Origin of the sequence: Bacillus sp. UNC437CL72CviS29, assembly GCF_000482345.1 — a bacterium.
In the GTDB taxonomy this organism is placed as follows: domain Bacteria; phylum Bacillota; class Bacilli; order Bacillales; family Bacillaceae_G; genus Bacillus_A; species Bacillus_A arachidis.
On sequence record NZ_AXVB01000003.1, the window covers coordinates 459,883 to 475,833 of the forward strand.

A 15,951-nucleotide genomic window follows, 5' to 3' on the forward strand; every position below is an offset into this window, starting at 1 on the left:
AGAAAAAGAAGGTGGCAACATGGCAATCCAATGGTTTCCAGGGCATATGGCAAAAGCGAGGCGCCAAGTAACAGAGAAGTTAAAGTTAATCGATGTTGTAATTGAACTTGTAGATGCTCGTTTACCTTTATCTTCCCGAAATCCGATGATTGATGAAATTATTACACATAAACCAAGATTGGTTGTTTTAAATAAAGCTGATATGGCAGATGATCGTTTAACTAAGCAATGGATTGTTTACTTTGAAGAGAGAGGTCATAAAGCAATTTCAATTAATGCACAAGCTGGACAAGGTATGAAAGAAATTACGGCAGCATGTAAAGTACTTGTAAAAGAAAAGTTTGATAAAATGATTGCGAAAGGGATTAAACCAAGAGCAATTCGCGCATTAATCGTTGGGATTCCGAACGTTGGAAAATCTACGTTAATTAATAAATTAGCCAAGAAAAACATCGCGAAAACAGGCGATCGCCCAGGTGTTACAACAGCTCAGCAATGGATTAAAGTGGGTAAAGAGATGGAACTGTTAGACACGCCAGGTATTTTATGGCCAAAATTTGAAGATGAGTTAGTAGGACTTCGCCTTGCAACGACTGGTGCAATTAAAGACTCTATTTTAAACTTGCAGGATGTAGCGGTTTATGCACTTCGCTTTATGGAAAAATATTACCCAGAACGTTTGCAAGAGCGTTATAAATTAAATGTAATTCCAGAAGATATTGTAGAATTATTTGATGCAATCGGAAAGAACAGAGGCTGTTTAATGGGCGGTGGCCTTGTTGATTATGATAAAACATCAGAACTTGTTCTGCGAGAACTTCGGGGTGGTAAACTCGGAAAAATGACATTTGAAACACCAGATGAATTTGTAGAAGAGGTATAAGACGTGCGTTTGTGCGTCTTTTCTTTTTGGTTATGTTTAAAAGGAGTGTACACTAATGCAAAAAATTACGATACAAGAAGTGGAAAGTATACTACAAGAGATTACGAATGAAGAAGATGAACGTTTTCAAATGTTGACGCAAGATGAACGAAAAGGTGTTCAAAAATTAATTGTGAAATGGCATAAACAAAAAGAACTGGTACAAAAAGAAAGAGAGCAATTTTTAGAGATGTCTAAATATGAACAAGCATTGCGTGAACGGGGGCTCTCCTATATTGCGGGGATTGATGAAGTAGGGAGGGGACCACTAGCTGGGCCTGTTGTTACGGCTGCTGTCGTTCTTCCGGAGGATTTCTATGTGCCAGGGTTAAATGACTCTAAAAAGCTAAGTGAAGCGAAACGTGAGCGTTTCTATAATGAAATTAGAGAAAAGGCAATAGCGATTGGTGTTGGAATTGTATCACCTCAGGTTATTGATGAGATAAATATTTATCAAGCAACAAAACGAGCAATGTTAGATGCGATTGCGAATTTATCATGTACACCAGATCATTTATTAATTGATGCAATGAAACTTCCTACTCAAATTCCACAAACGTCTATTATTAAAGGAGATGCCAAAAGTATTTCTATCTCGGCTGCTTCCATAATTGCGAAAGTCACACGTGATCGTATGATGAAGGAGCTAGGTAAGGAACATCCTGAATATGGTTTTGAACAGCATATGGGGTATGGAACGAAACAACACTTACAAGCGATTGAAACATATGGTGTATTAGAAGAACACCGAAAAACATTTGCCCCGATTAAAGATATGATTGAAAAATAAACTGTGAATTCACAGTTTATTTTTTTATTTTCGCATATTAACATTACTATTTTCAAAAAAGAATAAAGCGATTTCAGTTTTCTGACACTTTATTGTAGACAGCGTGGCAATCATTTTATACAATGGCAATGTAGTGTTTTTTAAACATTAAAAAACTTTTTGAGTAAAACAGGAAAACAGGGGAGGATGGGACCATGAATATCCATGAGTACCAAGGTAAGGCAGTCCTTAGAAGCTATGGGGTTAGCGTTCCGAACGGAAAAGTTGCCTTTACAGTAGAAGAAGCTGTAGAAGCAGCGAAAGAATTGGGAACAGATGTATGTGTAGTGAAAGCGCAAATTCACGCTGGTGGACGCGGCAAAGCTGGCGGTGTAAAAGTTGCGAAAAATTTAGATGAAGTTCGTACATATGCGGAAAGTATTTTAGGTACTACGCTTGTTACACATCAAACAGGTCCTGAAGGTAAGGAAGTAAAACGCTTACTTATCGAAGAAGGTTGCGATATTAAAAAAGAATATTATGTTGGTCTAGTTTTAGACCGTGCGACTTCTCAAGTTGTTCTAATGGCTTCTGAAGAAGGCGGCACAGAAATTGAAGAAGTAGCAGAGAAAACACCAGAAAAAATCTTTAAAGAGTATATCGATCCAGCAGTAGGTCTGCAAGGCTTCCAAGCACGCCGCATTGCATTTAACATCAATATTCCAAATGAGCTTGTAGGACAAGCTGTGAAGTTTATGATGGGCTTATATCGTGCTTATATCGAAAAAGATTGTTCTATTGCAGAAATCAATCCACTTGTTACAACAGGTGACGGGAAAGTAATGGCATTAGATGCAAAATTAAACTTTGATTCTAATGCATTATATCGTCATAAAGATATTTTAGAACTTCGTGATCTTGAAGAAGAAGATCCAAAAGAAATCGAAGCTTCTAAATATGACTTAAACTATATTCCTTTAGATGGAAATATTGGTTGTATGGTAAATGGTGCAGGGTTAGCAATGGCAACAATGGATATCATTAAACATTATCATGGTGATCCAGCTAACTTCTTAGATGTTGGTGGCGGTGCTACAGCTGAAAAAGTAACAGAAGCTTTCAAAATTATTCTTTCTGACAAAAATGTAAAAGGTATTTTCGTTAACATTTTTGGTGGCATTATGAAATGTGACGTAATCGCAGAAGGTGTTATTGAAGCAACGAAACAAGTAGGTCTTGAATTACCACTTGTTGTTCGTCTTGAAGGTACAAATGTTGAATTAGGGAAGAAGATTTTAAATGAATCTGGTTTAAATATTGTTGCAGCAGAATCTATGGCAGACGGTGCACAAAAAATTGTTTCACTAGTGGGCTAATAGAAAGCGGGGGAGAAAAATGAGCGTATTAGTTAATAAAGATACAAAAGTTATTGTACAAGGTATTACGGGTTCACAAGGTTTATTCCATACAAAGCAAATGATTGAATACGGTACGAAAATTGTCGGTGGTGTAACACCTGGTAAGGGTGGCACTGCAATTGAAGGCGTACCTGTCTTTAATACAGTAGAAGATGCTGTAAAAGCAACGGGCGCAAACGCTTCAGTTGTATACGTTCCACCCGCTTTTGCGGCTGATGCAATTATGGAAGCTGTTGATGCAGAGATTGATTTAGTAGTATGTATTACAGAAGGAATCCCTGTATTAGATATGGTAAAAGTAAAAAAATATATGGTAGGTAAACAGACACGTTTACTTGGACCGAACTGCCCGGGTGTAATTACACCTGATGAATGTAAGATTGGGATTATGCCAGGATATATTCATAAAAAAGGTCATGTAGGTATTGTATCTCGATCTGGTACATTGACATATGAAGCTGTACATCAATTAACACAAGAGGGCATTGGTCAATCAACTGCTGTAGGTATCGGTGGTGACCCTGTTAATGGTACAGACTTTATCGATGCGTTAAAAGCGTTTAATGAAGATGAGGAAACACATGCTGTTATTATGATTGGTGAAATCGGTGGAACAGCAGAAGAAGAAGCTGCTGAGTGGGTAAAAGCAAATATGACAAAACCTGTTGTTGGATTTATCGGTGGTCAAACAGCGCCTGCAGGGAAACGTATGGGCCATGCTGGTGCCATTATTTCTGGTGGAAAAGGTACAGCTGCTGAAAAAATTAAAACAATGGAAGCTTGTGGTATCAAAGTTGCTGAAACACCAGCTGTTATGGGTGAAACTTTAATCTCTGTTTTAAAAGAAAAGGGATTATTTGAAACTTGTAAAAACTATTAATCTTTTTGAAAGACACCTTCGTGCTAGAGGGTGTCTTTTTACATTTTTTACAGTTAACATAATAAAAATTATGGGTGAGGAGAATAGTTATGAAAAAGGAACGATTGCTCCATCTTCATTATGTGTTAGCAGATCATTGGAAAGCATTAACTCGCTTATTATATATTGATCCAGAGGTAAAAAAACTGTATAGTTTTAGTGCGATGGAATTGGAAAAATATACTGGGTTAACTTCGAAAAAATCTTCAGAATTAGTTAGCTTCTTACAAACAACTACCCCTTCGCAATGTATACGCCATTTAGAAAAAAATCATATTTTTTATATTACAATATGGGATGAGGATTACCCGAAATTGTTGCGTGAAATACCGAATCCTCCCTTTGTTTTATACGGAAAAGGGCAAAGGAAGTTTCTTAATAAAGCAAACAAAATAGCTGTAGTGGGAACAAGAAAACCGTCTTTATATGGAAAAGATAGCATACAATCTATTTTACAACCGCTGATATACAAAGACTGGTTAATTGTGAGCGGCTTTGCAAGTGGAATTGATACAATCGCCCACGAAATTACAGTGCATCAACAAAGTTCAACTATTGCTGTATTAGGACATGGGTTACAGTATATGTATCCAAAAGAAAGTAATTATTTTTATAATATGTGGAAAAAACATATGTTGCTATTAACTGAATATCCACCTCATTACCCTCCACGAAAATGGTATTTCCCAAAAAGAAATCGAATTATAAGTGGACTTTGTAAGGGTGTTTTAGTTGTAGAGGCGAAATCAAGAAGTGGATCACTTATTACTGCAGATTTCGCTTTAGAGCAAAATAGAGAAGTATTTGCGCTTCCTGGCCCCATATTTAAGGAAAGTTCAGCAGGGACAAATCAGCTTATTCAGCAAGGCGCGAAACTTGTGCAGAAAGCGGAGGATATTCTCGAGGAATTTTTAATTTAACCTTATATTTTTATGTTTTTATTAAACAATTATTGACAAATGGTAGACTATCACTGTATGGTATACTCATTCTTGATTGACAAAAACAAGAGAAATCAATAAGATTAATGAAGACTTGAATCCACCTCTTAAGGAGGCACTAGCATGTCAGATTACCTCGTAATCGTGGAGTCGCCTTCTAAGGCGAAAACCATTGAGAAATATTTAGGAAAAAAATACAAAGTCGTCGCGTCTATGGGACATGTTCGCGATTTACCAAAAAGTCAGATGGGGATAGAAGTCAAAAATAACTTCAATCCGAAATACATTACCATTCGTGGTAAAGGTCCTGTTTTAAAAGATTTAAAATCAGCAGCAAAAAAAGTGAAAAAAGTCTATCTCGCAGCCGATCCAGACCGCGAGGGAGAAGCAATCGCTTGGCATTTAGCGAATACGTTGAATGTAGATGTTGAATCAGATTGTCGGGTTGTATTTAATGAAATTACAAAAGATGCAATTAAAGAGTCATTTAAACATCCTCGTGCAATCAATATGGATTTAGTAGATGCGCAACAAGCAAGGCGGATACTTGATCGACTTGTTGGTTATAATATTAGTCCTTTATTGTGGAAGAAAGTCAAAAAGGGATTAAGCGCAGGACGCGTACAATCTGTAGCAGTTCGCTTAATAATTGAGCGTGAAAAGGAGATTCAAAGTTTTATTCCTGAAGAATTCTGGACAATTAAAACAGAATTTGTAAAAGGAAAAGAAACATTTGAAGCGTCATTTTACGGTGTGAACGGTGAAAAAGTTCAGCTAACAAATGAGACGCAAGTAAAAGAAATAATTGAAAAAATGAAGGACAATGCGTTCTCAGTTGAAGATGTAACGAAAAAAGAGCGAAAACGGAATCCTGCATTACCATTTACAACATCTTCCTTGCAGCAAGAGGCGGCGCGCAAATTAAATATGCGGGCGAAGAAGACAATGATGCTTGCACAACAGCTTTATGAAGGGATAGATATTGGTAAGCAAGGAACTGTGGGTCTTATTACGTATATGAGAACAGATTCAACACGCATTTCAGAAACAGCTCAAGAAGAAGCACGTTCTTACATTACTGAAGCGTTTGGTTCGGAATACATAGGAACAGAGAAGAAGAAAGAAACGAAAAAAGCAAATGCACAAGATGCGCATGAAGCAATTCGTCCAACTTCTGTGATGAGAAAGCCAGAGGAACTGAAAAGTTTCTTAAGTCGTGATCAACATCGTTTGTATAAATTGATTTGGGAACGATTTGTTGCAAGTCAAATGGCATTTGCTATAATGGATACCGTTACAGCTAAACTCATTAACAATGATGTTCAGTTCCGTGCAAGTGGATCAGTAGTTAAATTCCCAGGATTTATGAAAGTATATGTAGAGTCAAAAGATGATGGTGCAGAAGAAAAAGATAAAATGTTGCCTCCATTAGAAATAGGAGAAACGGTATTTTCAAAAGATGTGGAACCAAAGCAGCATTTTACGCAGCCACCGCCACGTTATACGGAGGCTCGCTTAGTTCGGACACTTGAAGAACTTGGAATTGGGAGACCGTCTACTTATGTACCGACACTCGAGACGATTCAAAAACGAGGATACGTTGCATTAGATAATAAACGATTTGTTCCTACTGAACTTGGAGAAATTGTAATTGAACTCATTTTAGAGTTTTTCCCGGAAATTATTAATATTGAGTTTACTGCCAACATGGAGCAAAGCCTTGATGAGGTAGAAGAGGGGAAAGCAAATTGGGTAAAAATTGTTAATGATTTCTACGTAGGTTTTGAACCCCGTTTAGAAAAAGCGGAAAAGGAAATGCGTGAAGTTGAAATTAAAGATGAACCCGCTGGGGAAGACTGTGAGTTGTGTGGTCACCCGATGGTCTTTAAAATGGGTAAATATGGGAAGTTTATGGCTTGCTCAAATTTCCCTGATTGTCGAAATACAAAACCGATTGTGAAAGAAATTGGTGTAACTTGTCCGAAATGTGATAAAGGACAAATTATTGAACGTCGAAGTAATAAAAAGAAGCGTCTTTTCTATGGATGCGGCACATATCCAGAATGTGACTTTGTATCTTGGGATAAACCGATTGGCCGGAAATGTCCAAAATGTGAAGGTATGCTTGTAGAGAAGAAATTGAAAAAAGGCGTTCAGGTACAATGTATTTCTTGTGATTATGAAGAGGAACAACAAATGTGAGCGTAACTGCTCACATTTTTTTCGGAATAGAAAAGGAAAGGTGAAAAATATATGACAACACAAGTAGTAAACGTCATTGGTGCAGGTCTTGCAGGGAGTGAAGCAGCTTATCAAATTGCAAAACGTGGTGTCCAAGTGAACTTATATGAAATGAGGCCTGTAAGACAAACACCGGCTCATCATACAGATAAATTTGCTGAGTTAGTATGTAGTAACTCACTTCGTGCAAATACATTAACGAACGCTGTTGGTGTTATTAAAGAAGAAATGCGCCAAATGGATTCTGTTATTATTCGTGCGGCAGACGAATGCTCTGTGCCAGCAGGAGGAGCGTTAGCTGTAGATCGTCATGAGTTCGCAGCAAAAGTAACAGAGTATGTGAAAAATCATCCAAACGTAACTGTGATGAACGAGGAAATTACAGAAATTCCAGAAGGACCAACTGTTATTGCAACGGGCCCGCTTACATCTCCAGGTCTTTCTGCACAGCTGAAAGAACTAACTGGTGAAGATTATTTTTATTTTTATGATGCTGCTGCACCGATTGTCGAGAAAGATAGCATTGATATGAACAAAGTATATTTAAAATCTCGTTATGATAAGGGAGAAGCAGCATATTTGAACTGCCCGATGACAGAGGAAGAGTTCGATCGTTTTTATGATGCTTTAATTGCTGCGGAGACAGTGCCATTAAAAGAGTTTGAGAAAGAAGTATTCTTTGAAGGGTGTATGCCTGTAGAAGTAATGGCTGGCCGTGGCAGACAAACATTGGTATTTGGTCCGATGAAACCAGTCGGGTTAGAAGATCCAAAAACAGGAAAAACACCGTATGCTGTTGTTCAATTACGTCAAGATGATGCAGCAGGAACGTTATACAATATTGTTGGGTTCCAAACACATTTAAAATGGGGACCTCAAAAGGAAATATTGCAGTTGATTCCAGGATTAGAAAATGCCGAAATTGTACGCTATGGCGTAATGCATCGTAACACATTTATTAATTCGCCTAAGTTACTTCGTCCAACGTATCAATACAAACATCGTGATGATCTATTCTTTGCAGGTCAAATGACAGGTGTGGAAGGATATGTAGAATCAGCTGCTTCAGGTCTGTTAGCAGGCATTAATGCAGCTCGTCTTGTAAAGGGAGAGGAGCCTGTTGTATTACCTTCTGTAACTGCAATGGGAAGTATGGCGAATTATATCACTGCAACAAATGCGAAAAATTTCCAACCGATGAATGCGAACTTTGGTTTATTTGCACCGTTAGAAAAGAAAATTAAAAAGAAACAGGAGCGAAATGAAGCGTATGCAACACGCGCTTTAGAAACAATTCAAAATTTTGTAAATATTTAGTTAAATTTCTTGCAAAGGCTACTGAGTTGTGATACGATTTAGTAGCCTTTATTGAGGTGAGTTATATGAATGTGAAGAAATTGTTACAATTATTCGTTGGATATTTACAAATTGAAAGAAATTATTCAAAATATACAATTGCAAGTTATCAAAATGATTTAGAACATTTTGTGCAATTTATGGAGCGAGAAGGTATATCCTCTTTTTTAGATGTTACATACGTAGATGTTCGTTTGTACTTAACAATGTTACACGATGAAAAGTTAGCCCGTAAATCTGTCGCAAGAAAAGTATCAAGTTTACGAAGTTTATATCGTTTTCTGATGCGTGAAGGATATCGAGAAGATAATCCGTTTGCACTTGCGTCACTCCCCAAAAAAGAATGGTCAATCCCAAAGTTTTTGTACGTCGAAGAATTAGAGAATTTGTTTGAAGCTTCTGACATGGAAACACCGCTAGGTCAAAGAAATCAAGCTTTATTAGAGCTAATGTATGCAACAGGGATCCGTGTGAGTGAATGTGTAAGTTTACAACTTACTGATATTGATTTTTCGGTAGGTACAATTCTAGTGATGGGAAAAGGCAAAAAACAAAGGTACGTTCCGTTTGGGAGCTATGCACAAGATGCTTTAACTACTTATATAGAAAACGGGAGAAAACAGTTAGCTAAAAAAACAGAGGAACACTCTCAAATGGTGTTTTTAAATGCAAAGGGTACGCCGTTAACAGATCGAGGTGTGCGTTATATTTTAAATGAGCTCATTAAGAAAACTTCCCTTACAATGCGAATAAGTCCACATATGTTAAGGCATACATTTGCCACACATATGTTAGATGAAGGCGCAGATTTACGAACTGTGCAGGAGTTATTGGGGCATGAAAATTTATCAGCGACACAAATTTATACGCATGTTTCAAAAGAAAGATTGCGTTCTGTTTACATGAAGCATCACCCGCGGGCATAAATTGCTTTTAAAGCTATAAAAACATATAAAGGAGTTTTTTCTATGGGAAATTTCCACGCTACAACGATATTTGCCATTCACCATAATGGAGAGTGTGCTATGGCTGGCGACGGACAAGTGACATTTGGTAATGCTGTTGTAATGAAGCATACAGCACGTAAAGTTCGCAAACTCTTTCAAGGAAAGGTGTTAGCTGGATTTGCAGGCTCTGTTGCAGATGCATTTACTCTATTTGAAATGTTTGAGGGAAAATTAGAAGAGTATAATGGGAATCTACAACGTGCCGCAGTCGAAATGGCGAAACAATGGCGTGGTGATAAAATGCTACGTCAATTGGAAGCAATGCTAATCGTTATGGATCAAACGACGTTACTTCTTGTTTCGGGAACAGGAGAAGTAATAGAGCCAGATGACGGTATTTTAGCAATCGGTTCAGGTGGGCATTATGCACTTGCTGCTGGCCGCGCTTTAAAGCAACATGCGAGTGAACATTTAACAGCAAAAGCAATTGCGAAAGCAAGTTTAGAAATTGCTGGTGACATTTGTGTGTATACAAATCACAATATTATTGTGGAAGAATTGTAGAATCGTAAGGGAGGCATTTTATATGCATTTACATTTTACTCCGCGTCAAATTGTAGAAAAATTGGATCAATATATTATTGGTCAAAAAGATGCAAAAAAAGCGGTTGCAGTAGCGCTTAGAAATCGATATCGCCGCAGTAAACTAGCAGAAGATTTACGCGATGAAATTGCTCCGAAGAACATTTTAATGATCGGACCGACAGGAGTCGGAAAGACAGAGGTAGCGCGACGAATGGCTAAGCTCGTTGGAGCACCTTTTATTAAGGTTGAAGCGACGAAGTTCACAGAAGTTGGATATGTCGGCCGAGATGTAGAATCGATGGTGCGTGACCTTGTGGAAACATCAGTTCGCATTGTGAAAGAAGAAATGGTCGTAAAGGTTAAAGATAAGGCTGAGGAGCAAGCGAATCAGCGACTTGTTGAAATTTTGGTACCAAGTCCGCAAAAACAATCCGGATTCAAAAATCCGTTAGAAATGTTGTTTGGGGGAAATCAAAACACAAATCAGACAGCTGAAACACACGATAATATAGAAATTGAAAAGAAGCGCCAAGAAGTTGAAAAGAAACTTGCAGCTGGCTTACTTGAAGATGAAATTGTATCGATTGAAGTGACGGAACAACAATCTTCGATGTTTGATATGTTGCAAGGGACTGGCATGGAACAAATGGGGATGAATTTCCAAGATGCATTAGGGAGTTTTATGCCGAAAAAAACGAAAAAACGAAAACTTTCTGTAAAAGAAGCAAGAAAAGTCTTGACAAATGAGGAAGCACAGCGCTTAATTGATATGGATGAAGTTACACAAGAGGCTGTTTATCGTGCTGAACAGCTCGGGATTATTTTTATTGATGAAATTGACAAAATTGCTGGTAAGCAGTCGAATAGCGTGGATGTATCGCGTGAAGGTGTACAGCGTGATATCTTGCCAATTGTCGAAGGATCGAATGTTGCAACGAAATATGGATCGGTGAAAACAGATTATATTTTATTTATTGCGGCTGGTGCTTTCCATATGTCTAAACCGTCTGATTTGATTCCAGAACTGCAAGGAAGATTCCCGATCCGAGTGGAATTAACAAAATTATCGGTAGATGATTTTGTTAAAATTCTTGTAGAACCTGATAATGCTTTAGTGAAACAATATATAGCATTATTAGCAACTGAAGGTATAGAAATTGAATTTTCTGACGATGCTATTCGTAAGATTGCTGAGATTGCTTATCAAGTTAATCAAGATACGGATAATATTGGAGCGAGAAGACTTCATACTATTATGGAGAAACTTCTTGAAGATTTATCGTTTGAAGCATCTGAAATTACGTTAGAAAAAATAACGATAACACCTCAATATGTAGAGGAGAAATTAGCAACAATTGCTAAAAATAAAGATGTGAGCCAGTTTATTTTGTAATAGTGTCATCAGGTGACTCGCCCTAGTTTCCAAGTGATGAAAAAATATGAGAGTAACATGTAGGAGGAACTTTTGAAATGGAATTATTAGCAAAAACGAGAAAATTAAATGCGTTATTACAGAGCGCTGCAGGAAAACCTGTAAACTTTAGAGAAATGTCAGACACAATGTGTGAAGTAATTGAAGCGAACGTATTCGTTGTAAGTCGCCGTGGTAAATTATTAGGATATGCAATTCACCAACAAATCGAGAACGAACGTATGAAACAAATGCTTGCAGAGCGTCAATTCCCAGAAGAGTATACACAAAGCCTATTTAACATTACGGAAACATCTTCAAACTTAGATGTAGATAGCGCGTATACAGCATTCCCTGTAGAAAACAAAGAATTATTTGGTCAAGGTTTAACTACAATCGTGCCAATCGTTGGTGGCGGTGAGCGTTTAGGTACACTAGTGTTAGCTCGTCTTGGTCAAGAATTCTTAGATGATGATTTAATCCTTGCTGAATACAGCTCTACTGTAGTAGGTATGGAAATCTTACGTGAAAAAGCAGAAGAAATCGAAGAAGAAGCTCGTAGTAAAGCAGTTGTTCAAATGGCGATTAGCTCTTTATCTTACAGTGAGTTAGAAGCTATTGAGCACATCTTTGAAGAATTAAACGGAACAGAAGGTTTACTTGTTGCAAGTAAAATTGCTGATCGCGTAGGGATTACACGTTCTGTAATCGTAAACGCACTTCGTAAATTAGAAAGTGCAGGCGTTATTGAATCACGTTCTTTAGGTATGAAAGGAACATACATTAAAGTATTAAATGACAAGTTTTTACATGAACTTGCTAAATTAAAAACAAACTAATTTGCAAAAAAATCTCTCCTTCTATGAGGAGAGATTTTTTATTTTCCGAGAGATTTATTATGAATTTGTGCGAAGTATATATTTATCTTCTCTTGTGGATAAAGATTTTTTAAGTGAAACTATATAAAGCCACTGTAATGTAAAACAAAAGGTAACCAGTACTTGTTCTTTGTTTGTGTTAAATTCTGGTGAGGCAGGAAGATGGTCTAATCGGTTCAATGCATAGAAGGATGGTCTCTATTACTTAAACAGAAAGGATTTTGGAGGCTTTTCAATTTGCATGTATATAGCATTGAATAAGAGGAAAAAGACGAATAGAATCATAATCAAAAAGAAAGTTTCACATTGTTCGTATTTTCGACTTGATTGTACAATTTCATTATGATATAGTAAGCAGTGGTGTCAGTACAAAGTACACACGTTTACTGATTTAAGTGTTGGTGCTACGCTTGTAGTTTCGCTTAAAGATGAAGTAAACGGAGGATATCAAAAACCATTTAGGAGGAACTAAACTATGTCAGTAATTTCTATGAAGCAATTGCTTGAAGCTGGTGTTCATTTCGGACATCAAACTCGTCGTTGGAACCCAAAAATGAAACGTTACATTTTCACAGAGCGTAACGGTATCTATATCATCGACTTACAAAAAACTGTGAAAAAAGTTGAGGAAGCTTTCAACGTAATGCGTAACATCGCTGCTGAAGGTGGAGACATCTTATTCGTAGGTACAAAAAAACAAGCACAAGAAGCTATTAAAGAAGAAGCAACTCGTGCTGGTATGTACTTCGTTAACCAACGTTGGTTAGGTGGAACGTTAACAAACTTCCAAACAATCCAAAAGCGTATCAAGCGTCTTAAAGACATCGAAAGAATGCAAGAAGATGGTACTTTCGAAGTACTTCCTAAGAAAGAAGTTGTTCAACTTAAAAAAGAGTTAGAGCGTCTTGAGAAATTCTTAGGCGGCATTAAAGATATGAAAGGTCTTCCAAGTGCATTATTCGTAGTAGACCCTCGTAAAGAGCGTATCGCAGTTGCTGAAGCACGCAAATTACACATTCCAATCATCGGTATCGTTGATACAAACTGTGATCCAGACGAAATCGATCACGTAATTCCAGCAAACGATGATGCAATTCGTGCTGTAAAACTTCTTACATCTAAAATGGCAGACGCGATCCTTGAAGCAAAACAAGGTGAAGAGACTGTTACTGCGTAACAAATTTGGAAAGGTGATAAGGGGTTCGGCCTTTTATCACCTTTTTTAAGGTATAAATACATATTTTAGGAGGATGAAAAGTATGGCAATCACTGCACAAATGGTAAAAGAACTTCGCGAAAAAACTGGCGCAGGTATGATGGACTGCAAAAAAGCTTTAACAGAAATGAATGGCGACATGGAGAAGGCAATTGACTTCTTACGTGAGAAAGGTATTGCGAAAGCTGCGAAAAAAGCAGACCGCATTGCTGCTGAAGGTTTAACTTACATCGAAACAAACGGTAACGATGCTTTAATCTTAGAATTAAACTCTGAAACTGACTTTGTTGCGAAAAACGAAGGTTTCCAAGCTTTAACAAAAGAATTAGCTGATCACTTATTAGCTAACAAACCTGCATCTGTTGAGGAAGCTATGACTCAAACAATTGCAAACGGTAAATCAGTAGAAGAGCACATCAATGAAGCAATTGCTAAAATTGGTGAAAAACTTACACTTCGTCGTTTCGAAATCGTAACAAAAACTGATGCAGATGCATTCGGTGCTTACTTACACATGGGTGGACGTATTGGTGTAGTAACAGTTCTTGAAGGTTCTACTGATGAAGCAGCTGCTAAAGACGTAGCAATGCATGTTGCAGCAGTTAACCCTAAATACATCGACCGCGATGCTGTAACAGCTGAAGAAGTTGAGCATGAGCGTCAAGTATTAACGCAACAAGCTTTAAACGAAGGCAAGCCTGAAAAAATCGTTGCTAAGATGGTTGAAGGTCGCCTAGGTAAATTCTTCGAAGAGATTTGCTTACTTGACCAAGCATTCGTTAAAAACCCTGATATGAAAGTTCGTCAGTTCGTTGAGTCTAAAGGCGGAACAGTTAAAGGATTCGTTCGCTACGCTGTTGGTGAAGGTATCGAGAAGCGTGAAGACAACTTTGCTGAAGAAGTAATGAACCAAGTAAAAGGTAACAACTAATACAGTTTAGGGAACACATTGTGTTCCCTTTTTTAAAATAAAGATGTAAGCCATTGGAGGTTCATTATGAGTAAACCGAAATATAATCGTGTCGTTTTAAAGTTAAGCGGTGAAGCTTTAGCTGGTGAAAAAGGATTTGGAATTAACCCAGCTGTTATTAAATCAGTTGCAGAACAAGTGAAAGAAATTGCAGAACTTGATGTAGAGGTTGCTGTTGTTGTAGGTGGCGGAAACATTTGGCGTGGAAAAATCGGAAGCGAAATGGGCATGGATCGTGCAGGAGCGGATTACATGGGCATGTTAGCGACAGTTATGAACTCATTAGCTCTTCAAGATAGCTTGGAGAACATTGGGATTCAAACGCGTGTTCAAACTTCTATTGAAATGCGTCAAGTGGCAGAACCTTATATTCGCCGTAAAGCGATTCGTCACTTAGAGAAGAAACGTGTTGTGATTTTCGCAGCAGGTACAGGTAACCCATATTTCTCTACAGATACAACTGCAGCTTTACGTGCGGCGGAAATCGAAGCTGATGTTATTTTAATGGCGAAAAATAATGTAGACGGTGTTTACAGTGCAGATCCTTCTGTTGATGAAACCGCTACGAAATATGAATCACTGACATACTTAGATGTATTAAAAGAAGGTTTAGGTGTAATGGATTCTACTGCTTCTTCATTATGTATGGATAATGATATTCCACTAATTGTATTCTCAGTTATGGAAAAAGGAAATATTAAACGTGCCGTTTTAGGCGAAAATATTGGAACAATTGTAAGGGGGAAATAAATATGGGACAACAAGTATTAAAAACTGCAAATGAAAAAATGGAAAAAGCAGTTGGTGCTTACTCTCGCGAGTTAGCTTCAGTTCGTGCTGGCCGTGCAAGCGCGTCTGCTTTAGATAAGGTACAAGTTGATTACTATGGTGCACCAACACCTGTTGTGCAATTAGCGAACATTACAGTTCCTGAAGCACGTTTACTTGTCATTCAACCTTATGATAAAACATCTATCGGTGATATTGAAAAGGCAATCTTAAAAGCTGATTTAGGTTTAAACCCTTCTAATGACGGATCAGTAATTCGTATCGCATTCCCTGCATTAACGGAAGAACGTCGTAAAGACTTAGTAAAAACTGTTAAGAAATATGCTGAAGAAGCAAAAGTAGCAGTTCGTAACGTACGTCGTGATGCGAACGATGATCTTAAAAAGCTTGAAAAAGCTGGCGATATTACAGAAGACGATTTACGAGGATATGCTGAAGATATTCAAAAAGAAACAGATAAATATATTGCAAAAGTTGACGAAATCGCAAAAAACAAAGAAAAAGAAATCATGGAAGTGTAATAGCGATACCTTCGCAAATATGACCCTCTTCTTAAGGGGGTCTTTTTACACTTTTAGGCATACGTCTG

Annotated in this window: 15 protein-coding genes; all 15 read left to right on the forward strand. The window is 37.6% G+C overall.

The window, feature by feature from the left end; all coding sequences use genetic code 11:
- Positions 1–19: 19 nt before the first annotated feature.
- The 15 genes from ylqF to frr all read left to right on the forward strand — a co-directional run bounded on the left by ylqF (position 20) and on the right by frr (position 15,883).
- Positions 20–883, forward strand: coding sequence for a ribosome biogenesis GTPase YlqF (gene ylqF, locus M014_RS0102560; protein WP_026590311.1), 864 nt, complete (start codon positions 20–22; stop codon positions 881–883).
- 55 nt (positions 884–938) lie between these two features.
- Positions 939–1,712, forward strand: a complete 774-nt coding sequence (locus M014_RS0102565) for a ribonuclease HII (RefSeq protein ID WP_026590312.1) — start codon at positions 939–941, stop codon at positions 1,710–1,712.
- 194 nt (positions 1,713–1,906) lie between these two features.
- Complete coding sequence (sucC, locus tag M014_RS0102570) at positions 1,907–3,067, forward strand: ADP-forming succinate--CoA ligase subunit beta (RefSeq protein ID WP_026590313.1); 1,161 nt, start codon at positions 1,907–1,909, stop codon at positions 3,065–3,067.
- A gap of 19 nt (positions 3,068–3,086) precedes the next feature.
- Positions 3,087–3,989 carry a succinate--CoA ligase subunit alpha gene (gene sucD, locus M014_RS0102575; RefSeq protein WP_026590314.1) on the forward strand — a complete coding sequence of 301 codons (903 nt, stop codon included), beginning with the start codon at positions 3,087–3,089 and terminating at the stop codon, positions 3,987–3,989.
- Between the two features lie 89 nt (positions 3,990–4,078).
- Positions 4,079–4,948, forward strand: coding sequence for a DNA-processing protein DprA (gene dprA / locus M014_RS0102580; protein ID WP_026590315.1), 870 nt, complete (start codon positions 4,079–4,081; stop codon positions 4,946–4,948).
- Between the two features lie 144 nt (positions 4,949–5,092).
- Positions 5,093–7,171: a type I DNA topoisomerase gene (gene topA / locus M014_RS0102585; RefSeq protein WP_026590316.1), complete on the forward strand. Its 2,079-nt coding sequence runs from the start codon at positions 5,093–5,095 to the stop codon at positions 7,169–7,171.
- Between the two features lie 51 nt (positions 7,172–7,222).
- A complete protein-coding gene (gene trmFO / locus M014_RS0102590) occupies positions 7,223–8,527 on the forward strand; it encodes an FADH(2)-oxidizing methylenetetrahydrofolate--tRNA-(uracil(54)-C(5))-methyltransferase TrmFO (RefSeq protein ID WP_026590317.1) in 1,305 nt (434 codons plus the stop codon).
- Positions 8,528–8,592: 65 nt separating this feature from the next.
- Complete coding sequence (gene xerC / locus M014_RS0102595) at positions 8,593–9,492, forward strand: tyrosine recombinase XerC (RefSeq protein ID WP_026590318.1); 900 nt, start codon at positions 8,593–8,595, stop codon at positions 9,490–9,492.
- A gap of 42 nt (positions 9,493–9,534) precedes the next feature.
- Positions 9,535–10,077, forward strand: coding sequence for an ATP-dependent protease proteolytic subunit HslV (hslV, locus tag M014_RS0102600; protein ID WP_003199482.1), 543 nt, complete (start codon positions 9,535–9,537; stop codon positions 10,075–10,077).
- A 22-nt stretch (positions 10,078–10,099) separates the two neighbouring features.
- Entirely contained in the window at positions 10,100–11,491 is a 1,392-nt protein-coding gene (gene hslU / locus M014_RS0102605) for an ATP-dependent protease ATPase subunit HslU (protein WP_026590319.1), read from the forward strand.
- Positions 11,492–11,568: 77 nt separating this feature from the next.
- A complete protein-coding gene (gene codY / locus M014_RS0102610; protein ID WP_026590320.1) occupies positions 11,569–12,348 on the forward strand; it encodes a GTP-sensing pleiotropic transcriptional regulator CodY in 780 nt (259 codons plus the stop codon).
- 514 nt (positions 12,349–12,862) lie between these two features.
- Entirely contained in the window at positions 12,863–13,564 is a 702-nt protein-coding gene (gene rpsB, locus M014_RS0102615) for a 30S ribosomal protein S2 (RefSeq protein ID WP_026590321.1), read from the forward strand.
- 82 nt (positions 13,565–13,646) lie between these two features.
- The gene (tsf, locus tag M014_RS0102620) at positions 13,647–14,534 is read left to right on the forward strand and encodes a translation elongation factor Ts (protein ID WP_026590322.1); all 888 of its coding nucleotides are present in this window, start codon (positions 13,647–13,649) and stop codon (positions 14,532–14,534) included.
- 66 nt (positions 14,535–14,600) lie between these two features.
- Positions 14,601–15,323, forward strand: a complete 723-nt coding sequence (pyrH, locus tag M014_RS0102625; protein WP_026590323.1) for a UMP kinase — start codon at positions 14,601–14,603, stop codon at positions 15,321–15,323.
- Positions 15,324–15,325: 2 nt separating this feature from the next.
- Positions 15,326–15,883 carry a ribosome recycling factor gene (frr, locus tag M014_RS0102630; RefSeq protein WP_026590324.1) on the forward strand — a complete coding sequence of 186 codons (558 nt, stop codon included), beginning with the start codon at positions 15,326–15,328 and terminating at the stop codon, positions 15,881–15,883.
- The last annotated feature ends 68 nt before the right edge of the window (positions 15,884–15,951 follow it).